The sequence below is a fragment of the Streptomyces sp. NPDC057010 genome (assembly GCF_042673805.1).
In the GTDB taxonomy this organism is placed as follows: domain Bacteria; phylum Actinomycetota; class Actinomycetes; order Streptomycetales; family Streptomycetaceae; genus Streptomyces.
This window is the reverse complement of record NZ_JBHUSC010000001.1, coordinates 220,389-230,507: the sequence shown is the minus strand read 5'-3', so window position 1 is coordinate 230,507 and position 10,119 is coordinate 220,389. Positions and strand designations below refer to the sequence as shown.

5 protein-coding genes and 2 pseudogenes are annotated in these 10,119 nt (G+C 74.0%); 1 reads left to right on the top strand and 6 read right to left on the bottom strand.

Going from position 1 to position 10,119, the window contains the following annotated elements; translation table 11 throughout:
* The 6 genes and pseudogenes from ACFTXQ_RS01090 to ACFTXQ_RS01065 form a co-directional block, all read right to left on the bottom strand.
* Window positions 1-696, bottom strand: a pseudogene (locus ACFTXQ_RS01090) (hypothetical protein); the annotation flags it as partial.
* Window positions 697-771: 75 nt separating this feature from the next.
* A complete protein-coding gene (locus ACFTXQ_RS01085) occupies window positions 772-2,103 on the bottom strand; it encodes a cytochrome P450 (protein WP_382634498.1) in 1,332 nt (443 codons plus the stop codon).
* A gap of 96 nt (window positions 2,104-2,199) precedes the next feature.
* Window positions 2,200-2,388, bottom strand: a pseudogene (locus ACFTXQ_RS01080) (protein phosphatase); the annotation flags it as partial.
* Window positions 2,389-2,566: 178 nt separating this feature from the next.
* On the bottom strand, window positions 2,567-3,781 hold the full coding sequence (locus ACFTXQ_RS01075; RefSeq protein WP_382634496.1) for an RNA-guided endonuclease InsQ/TnpB family protein: 1,215 nt from the start codon (window positions 3,779-3,781) through the stop codon (window positions 2,567-2,569).
* 136 nt (window positions 3,782-3,917) lie between these two features.
* Window positions 3,918-4,694: a hypothetical protein gene (locus tag ACFTXQ_RS01070; RefSeq protein WP_382634494.1), complete on the bottom strand. Its 777-nt coding sequence runs from the start codon at window positions 4,692-4,694 to the stop codon at window positions 3,918-3,920.
* A 143-nt stretch (window positions 4,695-4,837) separates the two neighbouring features.
* Entirely contained in the window at window positions 4,838-8,398 is a 3,561-nt protein-coding gene (locus ACFTXQ_RS01065) for a S8 family serine peptidase (RefSeq protein ID WP_382634491.1), read from the bottom strand.
* A 202-nt stretch (window positions 8,399-8,600) separates the two neighbouring features.
* Here ACFTXQ_RS01065 and ACFTXQ_RS01060 point away from each other — a divergent pair, with 202 nt between their 5' ends.
* Entirely contained in the window at window positions 8,601-10,094 is a 1,494-nt protein-coding gene (locus ACFTXQ_RS01060) for an MFS transporter (RefSeq protein ID WP_382634488.1), read from the top strand.
* Window positions 10,095-10,119 lie beyond the last annotated feature (25 nt).

Below are 10,119 nucleotides of genomic sequence, written 5' to 3'. Positions count from 1 at the left end.
GTCGGCTGACCCCACTGAGGGTGCCGACCCTTCGGGCAGGCCCGGGCCGCGGTCGCAGAAGGCCCAGAAGGCGGCGCCCAGCCCGAGGAGCGGTTCGGCGGGCACGGCCCGGCCCGTGGCGACCTGCCAGCCGGCATGGTCGTTGAAGGGGTTCGCGTCGGTCAGGGCCTTCCAGGCCAGGATGTCGGCGAAGGCAGGGGCCAACAAGGCGAAGGCGTGCTCGGTGCCCCGCTCGCGCATGATGCCGCGGAACAGGCGGGCCGCCTCGGCCTGCCTGCCCTCCGCGACGGCGTCGAGCACCGCGGCCGCACCGGCGTCTTCGAGGAGTTCGGGGCGGCTCGCGCTGACGGCCCGGATCCGCGTCCGGAGCCCGCACACGGCGACGCTGATCGCGAGGCTCTCCCGGCCGGCCAGCAGCCCGGCGAGCCGGCCGGCCCGGGCCACGCCGCCCCGGCCGCGCGGCGCCCAGCCGAGCCCCTCCGGGTCGGTGAGGGTGCGGAGCAGGGTGCGCCAGCCGAGCCGGTGGCGGCCTCCCCGGGCGAGCGCCGTCGCGGGCAGGCGGGCGCCGAGGGCCAGCCCGGAGGCGTAACGGGCGGCCTCGCCGACCGCGTCGGCGGCCTCGGCGAGTGCGCGGCACAGGTCGTCGAGCAGGTCGACGTCAGCGTCGGCGGACGCGGCGGTCGCGGCGTCGGGCATGGGGATCCTCGCGTGGTTCGGCAGGGGGTTGTCTCGGGCAGTGTCGGATCAGGGCGGGGTTGGAGGCGCTTCCCGTCACCGGCGGGTGAGGCCCAGCCGGATGGCATGGGCGTCGAGCGTGGTGGGCAGCGGCCCCACCGGGTCCAGGGCCGGGCGGGTGGTCCCGATGCGATGGCCCCGCAGTACCTCGGCGCAGAACGCGGCCGTCACCAGCAAGCCGAGTTCGTCGCCCGGGCAGCGCCCGCCACCGTGCCCGAAGGGCGCCATCCGGGTGTCGTGGTCGGCGGCCGGGTTCTTCCACCGGCCGGGCACGAACACGTGCGCGGCCGGCACCCGTTCGGGGTCGCGCTGGTGGAACGCGGCGGGCAACAGCACGGAGGTCCCGGCCGGGCAGCGGACGCCCCGCCAGTCGGTCTCGTCGCGGGTGACCCGGATCAGCTCCGGCACCACCGGGTAGAGCCGCAGGCATTCGCGTACGCAGGCCCGCAGCCTGGGCAGTTCACCGCCGCCCGCCGCCCCGGCAGCCGCTTCGGCGGCGGCCGTCTCCTGCTCGGCCGGGTGCGCGCCGAGCAGGAGCAGGGTGCGCAGCAGGGTGGCCGGGAGGGAGTCCATGGCCAGCAGCCACTGGCGGGCCTGGGCGGCGGGGTCCGTCGCGTCGGCCCGCGCGACGAGGGTGTCCGCGCCAGCCCGGCCCGCGTACTCCCGGATGCGGGAGCAGGCCAGGTCGTACGGGGCACCCTTGCGCAGCCCCGGCCCCGCTCCGTCGGGCTGGGAACGCCTGAGCCAGCCCGCCAGTTCCCCGTCCCCGGCGGCGGCGTCGCCGAGCACGATCCGCCGGGCGGCGCGCCCCACGGCACGGTCGGCGCGCGCGGGGTCGAGGGTCCCGGAGGCGGTCAAGTGCGGAGCTTCCTCGGCCACGGCCGCCAGGACGGTCGCGGCCAGCGCCTCGGCGTCGATCCGCGGCTGCGGGCTCACGGGTTCGGCGTAGAAGCGGCACACGTCGCGCGGGTCGAGGAGGACGAGGACCCGCTCGCCGGTCCGCGTGCGCAGGAGGACGGGCGCACCGCCGTGCCGGGCGCGCAGGGCACGCAGCGCGGCGGAGGTGCGCACGGGGCGGGAGCGGCGGGGGCGGGGCGCCCGGAGCAGGGCGGCCGCATGCAGAAACGATTCCCTTACGGATGTCCGCCAGCCGGGACGCCCCGCGCCGAGCACCGGCACGGCCGGACCGCCGTCCGCGAGCGGCACCTCGCCCCGGGCCCGGCCGACCACCCCGGATCCCGGGGCGCCCCGCCGGTAGCGGCCCGCGGGCGCACCCGCCGCGGCCCGCGCCGGCAGCCGGGTCCGCTCCGCGAGGGCCCTGACCCGGGCCCTGAGCCCGTCGAGGGCGACCCCTTGGACCGTACGCATCCGCGGACCTCCACAGCCGGCACTACAACGGTCGGTGACATCGGCATCACCGTACGTCCCCCGCGCACGCTCCGCGCCCCGAGTGCCACCCGGGGGCTACTGCCCCGGCTCCAGCCCGACGAGCAGGGCCGCGACGTCCAGCCCGGCGGCCAGGTAAGCGGTGAAGACCTCGTTGTTCAGGGCCCACGGAGACCTCCGGCGCCGCACGAGCGCAATGGCCTCGTCCGCCGCCATCCCCCGCTCGACCAGGCACTGCGCGACGACGAGCCCGGACCGGTTGTACCCCGATTGACCTCCTCCCTCGCCCTTAAGGGCGAGGTTTTTCCCTCTGCGGGCGGTCCCCCGCGTGGGAGACGCCTCGCCTCGGGTGGGTTCCTGGTTCCTCCCCACTCCGTGGGGATTGCGCGCTCTGCCGGGCGGCTGCCTGGTCTTACGTGCGCTCCGCAGGCGTTTACCGCCGCCGTTACCGGCGTCGGGCCCCCGGTCCGGGGGTGGGTGGTTCTGCCGCCGCAAGGACGCGGCGGCCCTCGTAGCGAACGTTCTTTCCCGCGTTCCAGTCCCGGTCGCGCACCAAACCACAGTTGCCGCACGTCCACTCTCGGATGTGGAGGGGCTTGGGGCCGTCACGGTGTCCGCATGCGGAGCAAATCTGCGAGCTGGGGAAGTCCCGGGCAACCTTTGCGAAGTTCCGGCCGCGACGGGTCGCCTTGTACTCGCAGAACGAGACGAACTGGGACCAGCCCGCGTCGTGCACGCTCCGGGCCAGGCGGCCGCGCATCATCCCACGCACGTTCAGGGTCTCGGTGAAGACGGCTTGGTTCTCGCTCGTCAGTTTGTGCGACCACTGGTGATGGAAATTGCGGCGCGCATCGGCAACCTGGGCGTGAGCGCGGGCGATCTTGATCCGGGCCTTGTCCCGGTTGCTGCTGCCCTTCTTCTTCCGCGACAGTTCCCGCTGCCGCTTCTTCAGCTTCTTCTCCGCCCTGCGCAGGTACTTCGGCGACGCGATGTGCGACCCGTCGGCGAGGACCGCGAAACGGGTCAGGCCCAGGTCGATGCCCTGATCCCCGTCGATAGGCGGCAATACGTCGTCGGCAGGGTCGGTATCGACCACGAACGACGCCCAGTACCGGCCGGACCGGTCCTTGATCAGTGTCACGCTCGTCGGCACGGAGGGGAGATCGCGGGTCCACTTCACCCGGACGTCTCCGATCTTCGGCAGGCGCAACTTGCCGCCGTCCAAGATCTTGAACCGATCGGAGGAGGTGAACCGGACGGACTGACGGTTGTCCTTTCTCGACTTGAAGCGCGGGGGCGCGACCTTCGAACCCTTGCGTCTACCGGTTTTGGAGTCCTCGTGCGCCGCCCATGCCCTGTCCAGGTCCCGCAGCGTCTGTTGAAGCACACCGACCGGGGCATCGGACAGCCAAGCCCGTTCCTCGGTCTTCTTCGCCGCGGTGATCAGCTCCCTGGACAGGTCCGGGTTCTTCGGCACCCGCAGGTACGGACCCGCGGAGATCCGTCGATCGGGGCTGCCCAGCAATTTGTTCGACGACTTGACCGACCTGGTCCGGGCCAGAGCATCGTTCCAGATAACGCGCTTGCACCCGAACACCCGGCGGGCATTGGTCGCCTGACCGGGCGTCGGGTAGACGCGATATTGGTAGCGAAGCTGCACCCGACCAACCTAAGCCCCACCACTGACACCAGCCGAAAGCACGGGTCCCATCAGATGCGCCGCGAACTCGGCCGCTGCGCGGATTCGGCCCACAAATGCATCTACCGCCCCGCGCTCGGCTCGCGGTCCGGATCTTTCAGCGGGGGCCCGTCGGGGGGAAGGCCGTGTCGCGGAAGGACGTGCGGAGGTGGGGGTGGGGGGTGGTGGGGAGGAGGAGGGCCCAGCGGTGGTGGCGGGGGGAGATCCAGAGCGCCGGGCCGGTGGGGCCCGGGGCGTGGTGGGACCAGGCGCCGTGGGGGGTGGGGTGCCAGAGCAGGCCGCGGGGCGGGGTGAGCTCGCCGGTCCGGATGCGGAGGGACTCGGCCGTCCAGGCACGGCTGATTCCGCCGGCGCCGGAGCCGGTGTCCGCCGGGGCGAGGAGGTGGCTCAGGAACCGGACCAGGTCGGCGACGGGCGCGCGGAGGGCGCCGTCGGCGTAGTGGGTGCGGGACATTCCCAGGGGCCGCCAGACGCGGGCGGCGGCCAGGTCGGCGAGGGGGCTGCCGGAGAGCTCCTCGGCGAGGCGGGTGAGGGCGGCGCTTCCCCCGGCGTGCGTGAGCAGGTGGTGGGCGGTGAGGGCGCCGGGGGCGCTTGCCGCGGCCGCGGTGCCCGTGGCGTTCGGCGGTGGGGTGGCGTAGGCCGTGAGGGGGGTGTGGAGGCGCAGCGTGCCCTCGTCGACCAGGGTTCCGATGGCGGGCCAGAGGGCGAGGATCGTGGCCAGTCCGTCGACGTCGAAGAGGGTGTCGCCGGCGGCGGCCGCGGTGTCGGATGCCGCCTGGACGCCCTCGGGCCCGCCGACGGCCCAGAGCGCTCCGGGGTCGGCGGGCCCCATCAGGGCCCGGATGTCTTCGGCCTGGTCGCTCAGGAGCGTCATGGTCGCCCACGCTAGCCAGCCGCCCGCCGGTCCCCCGGCGCGTCGGGGCGGAGTCGCGGCTCCGGCCACCCGAATGCCCCGGCGGACGCGGCGACCGGCATCAGGGCCGGTCACCGCGCCGCCGGGGGACGCCGGGACCGGGGCTACGGCCGGTCGGGGCGGTCGGTCACCCGCAGGGTGTTCAGCTGGGGCTTGCCGAACCCGGCGTGCGTGACGAAGCGGATGTTCAGCACCCCGTCCGTCACCGTGACCGTGTAGGTGCGGGTCAGGGCCCTGTACGTGCCCGCTTCCAGGGAGATGTCCAGGGAGGGCAGGACCTGCGTGCCCTCGGCCAGGACGTCGAAGACGCGCTTGTTCGGCTTGGTGGAGGAGAGCTCGGCGAAGCCCAGCTCCACCGTGTAGGTCCCGTTCGGCACGTTGTCGAAGCGGTACTCGTACATGCCCTCACGCGCGCTGCGGAACAGCCGCTGCTCGTCCGTGCCGGCGATGGTGCGGCCGGTGGACTGGACGGTGGAGTTGCCCTGGTAGCCGTAGGAGCCCGCCGTGTACTTGCGGTCGGGGGACCAGCCGTCGCCCAGGGAGTCCGTGCTCGCGGACGAGGAGCCCGCGTCGAGGGCGACCTGGTAGCGCGGTACGACGATCTTGACGGGGACGCTGAGCACCGGGGTCCGCCCGCTCACCGAGGTGATCTTGAGGTCGGCGGTCAGGACCGCGCCCGGGGCGAGGCCGGTGGTGTCGACCGCCAGGGTGACCGGCGCCTTGCCCCCGGTCGGGAGGTTTCCGCCTGCCGGGGTGGCCGTCAGCCAGGCGGCGTCCTCGGAGACCGTGAAGGCCGTCTCCTTGCCGGAGTTGGTCAGGTCCAGGGTCCGGGTCCGCTGCTGGCCGGGCGGGAGGACGACCTCCACGGCCGGCGCGGCCGCGGTCACCTTGCCCGTCCGCAGCGACTGCGTCACGGGCGTCACATCGGCGGCCTTGACCTCCAGGGCCGCGGTGACCCCCTCGTAGTTCGGTGCCTGCAGGGAGATGGAGGTGCGGCCCGACGGGCTCTGGACGACGTATCCGCCGTCCGCGGCCGTGGTCGCCGAGACCACCGCGTCGCCCGTGCCCACGCTCACCGTGGCGCCCGCGATGCCGTTGCCGTCGTTCGCGTCGAGCACACGGCCCGTCACCACGCCGCTCTTGGTGGTGCGGAAGGCGATGGACAGGCCGTCGGTGATGACCGGGGTGTTGAAGGAGTACTTGAAGGCGTCGGTGCCGGTGGCGTTCTCCACGCCGACGGTGGCGGTGGAGCCGCCCTTGATGCCGGTGCCGCCCGTCCCCTTGTAGGAGTAGGTGACGGTGCCGTCCTCGCCGACCGCCGCCGAGAAGGAGAACTTGTCGGCCTGCGCCGACCAGTGGGCCACCTCGCGCCACTCGATCACGTACTGGCGGTGCGGGGCGGTGCCGGTGACGGCCGTGAACACGCCGGAGCCGCTGCCCGCCGCGCCGACGACCAGGTCGTCCCAGAAGGGGTAGAGGGCCGCGTTGGGCGTGGCCGTGCTCGGGAGGTCCCCGTTGATGTCGCCGGTGTTGTTGCCGCCGAAGCTGACGGTTCCGTTGGTCCCGATCCACGCCTGCCCGTACGTCTTCCCGTACAGCGGCAGCGGGAAGGGCAGCTCGACCCGCTCGGTGGTGTTGTCGCCGGTCAGCGCGAGCTGCCGGCTGCCCGCCTGGTACGGGCGGTCGCCCGCGGTGGCGCAGGCGTAGCCGTAGCCGTCCGTGCGCTCGGGCAGGTTCACCGCGACGGTGGTGTCCCCGGCGACGGTGGCCTTGGCGGTGCCGCCGGTGAGGCAGCGGGAGGGGTGGGTGGCGTTCACGTCGTAGGTGCCGTGCGGCAGGGTGACCTCGAAGCGGCCCTGGGCGTCGGTGGTCGCGGTCACCGGGGTGTCGGCGATGGTGACGGTGGCGCCCGCGGCGGGCCCGGCGGCGGAGGAGACCGTACCGGTGAGCTTGCCGGAGGCCGCCTGGGTGAGGCTGAAGTCGCCGGTGGCGGTGGCGTTCTCGGTCACCGCCACGCCGGCGGTCTGCGGCGCGTATCCGAACTTGGCCGCGGTCACGGTGTAGTCGCCCACCGAGAGGGAGGCGAAGCGGTAGGTGCCGTCGGCCGCGGTGGTCGTCGTACGGTCGATCGGGCCGTCGGCGGTGACCTTGACGCCGGCGACCGGTGCGCCGCCGGAGCGGACGGTTCCGGCGAGCGCGCCGATGGCGCCACGTGGGGCGCCGTTCACCGCGGCGAGGGCGTCGAGCCGGCCCTCGCCGAAGACGTTGTTGTCGGCGGCGGTGCCACCGCACTGGGCGCTGTCGGTGTCCTGCGCGGTGCCGTCGAGGAGGGCTTCGGTCTGCGCGATGTCGCCTTCGAGGGCGGGCGCGGCGGACCAGAGCAGGGCCACGGTGGCCGCGGTGTGCGGGGAGGCCATGGAGGTGCCGGAGAAGGCCTCGTACCCGCCGCCGGGGACGGAGGAGCGCACGTTCACGCCGGGGGCGGCGATGTTGGGCTTGAGGATGCCGCCGGGGCCGGCGCCGCGCGAGGAGAAGGAGGCGATGGCGTTGTTGATGTCGAAGGCGCCGGAGCTGTAGGAGCTCGCGTAGTCGCCGGGTGAGCCGCTGGTGGCGCAGCTCGGGCCGGAGTTGCCGTTGGAGAAGGCAGGGAAGATGCCGGCGGCCCGCCAGGCGTCGACGATCTGCTGGTACCAGTCGTCGTGTGCGGCGCTGCCCCAGGAGTTGTTGACGACGTGCGGGGCGAGGTCGGGCCGCGGGTTCTGGCCGTGCAGGTCGGTCGGGGCGACGATCCACTGTCCGGAGGCGAGGAGGGAGGCCTCGGAGCAGGAGTTGGTCTCGCAGCCCTTGGCGGCGATCCACTTGGCGCCGGGCGCGACACCGATCCTGTTGTTGCCGCCGTCGTCGCCGACCATGGTGCCCATGGTGTGGGTGCCGTGGTCGTTGTTGTCGCAGGGGGCGGCCGCGGCGCAGACGCCGGCCGGGTCGAACCAGTTGTAGTTGTGGTCGTAGGAGCCGTCCGCGCTCTTGCCGCGGTACTGGTTGTTGACGGCCGGGTGCGTGTAGTCCACGCCGCTGTCGATGTTGGCGACGACGATGCCCTCGCCGCGCACGCCCGCCTGCTCCCAGACCTGGGGGGCCTTGATGCGGTCGATGTTCCACTCGACGGCATCGGCGGCGGTCTTCTCCCGGCTGCCCCCCGCGGGTTTGGGGAGGTCGACCTTGTCGTCGGCGTCGATCCGGGAGACCTCGGGGCGCTGCGCGAGGGTGCCTGCGAGTTTCTCGCTGCCGACGACGCGGACGGCGTTGACGATCCAGTACGAGGTGTATTCGGCCTTGGCGCCTTCCAGGGCCTTGATCACGTCGGCCTGGGTGCGGGCGGCGTGGTCCTTCTTGGCCCGGAGCACGGTCTCGGCCTTGGCGGCGCGGGTCTTCTGCCCGCCTGCGGCGCTGAGGTCGGCGGCGCTGTCGAGGTAGACCCAGAAGACGGCCTTGGGCGTTTCCTCGAGCTGGGTGCGGAGCTTGGGTTCGATCTTGCGTTCGGCGGCGCTGGGGGCGGGCCGGGGGTCCGGTGCGGCGACGGCGACGCCCGCGCCGACCGGGAGGAGCAGGACCGAGGTGAGGGCGGCTAGCGCCGCGCGTAAGGAACGCCTGTTGCGTGGGGCCACGTGTGGTCTCCTCGTACGCCGTGTGTGCGGGTTGTGCGGGAAGGGTGTGCGCGTGACGTGCGCGGGTCATGGTGAACGAGAGGTCATGTCCATTACAAGGGGGCCTATTGAGCCGCCCCGCCCTTCCCGGTCGCCCTCCCGGTGGCCCTTCGCGGTCGCCCTCCCGGTGGCCCTTCGCGGCCGCGCGCGCCAGCCTGAAGTCATGACCGCGCCCGCCGCACCCCCCGCAGGCCCCGAGGTCCCGCTCGCGTCCGCGCAGGGCCGGTGGATCCTGCTCACCACCGTGCTCGGGTCGAGCATGGCCCTGCTGGACTCGACGGTGGTCAACGTCGCCCTCCCCCGCATCGGGCGGGACCTCGGCGCCGATCTGGCCGTGCTCCAGTGGACGGTCAACGCCTACCTGCTGACCCTGGCCGGGCTGATCCTCGTCGGCGGGGCGCTCGGCGACCGGTTCGGGCGGCGCCGGGTGTTCGTGCTCGGCGTGGTGTGGTTCGCGGTGGGCTCCCTGCTGTGCGGGATCGCCCCGAACGCCGGGATCCTCGTGGCCGCCCGCGCCCTCCAGGGCATCGGCGGCGCCCTGCTGACGCCCGGCTCCCTCGCGCTGATCCAGGGCTCCATCCGCGCCGAGGACCGGGGCCGGGCGGTGGGCCTGTGGTCGGGGCTGGGCGGGGTGGGGGCGGCCGTGGGGCCGTTCCTCGGCGGCTGGCTGGTGGACGGGCCCGGCTGGCGCTGGGTGTTCCTGCTGAACGTGCCGCTGGCCGCGCTGTGCGTCCCTGTGGCGCTGCGCCACGTACCGGAATCGCGGGACCCGCAGGCGCACGGGCGGTTCGACATCGCCGGGTCGGTGCTGGGCGCGGCGGCCCTGGCGCTGGTCACGTACGCGCTGATCGAGGCGCGGTCCGCCGCCGGACCGGTGATCGGCGCGGCGTCGCTCGGGCTCCTGCTGGCCGGGGCGTTCGTCCGGCTCGAGCGGCGGCGGGCGGAGCCGATGATGCCGCCGGCCATCTTCTCGTCCCGGCTGTTCACCGCGGTCAACGTGGTCACCCTGTTCGTGTACGCGGCCCTCGGCGGCTTCTTCTTCCTCGTCGTGCTCCAGCTCCAGGTGGTGTCCGGTTACTCGGCGCTGGCCGCCGGGGCGGCGATGCTGCCGACCACCGCGCTGATGCTGCTGCTCTCGGCCCGGGCGGGGGAGGTCGGGGAGCGGATCGGGCCGCGGATCCCGCTGACCGTGGGCCCGCTGGTGTGCGCGGGCGGGATGCTGCTGATGTTGCGGGTGGGGCCGGAGGCCTCGTACGTACGGGACGTGCTGCCGGCGATGGTCGTGATGGGCCTGGGCCTGGTGACGCTGGTGGCCCCGCTGACCGCGACCGTGCTGGCCTCGGTGGATCCGGGCCGGGCGGGTCTGGCCAGCGGCATCAACAACGCGGCCGCCCGCGTGGCCGGCCTCCTCGCGGTGGCGGCGCTGCCGCTGCTGGCCGGAATGGGGCCGGAGGCCTACCGCTCGGCGGCCGAGTTCGACGCGGCCTTCGGACGGGCCATGCCCTGGTGCGCGGGGGCGCTCGTGGCCGGCGCCGCCGTGGCCTGGGCGACCGTACGCTCGCCCGTGCCCGGGGCCTGCCACCCGCAGTGCCACACGCACTGCGCGGTGACGGCTCCACCGCTCGAACCCCCGCGGGAGGAAGGGCGGCGACCGTGACCGGGACGCGGCGGCCGGCCCCGGC

Coding starts and splice junctions, on each gene's coding strand:
- ACFTXQ_RS01070 (WP_382634494.1), bottom strand. CDS start 4,694: ATGACGCTCCTGAGCGACCAGGCCGAAGACATCCGGGCCCTGATGGGG.
- ACFTXQ_RS01085 (WP_382634498.1), bottom strand. CDS start 2,103: ATGCGTACGGTCCAAGGGGTCGCCCTCGACGGGCTCAGGGCCCGGGTC.
- ACFTXQ_RS01060 (WP_382634488.1), top strand. CDS start 8,601: ATGACCGCGCCCGCCGCACCCCCCGCAGGCCCCGAGGTCCCGCTCGCG.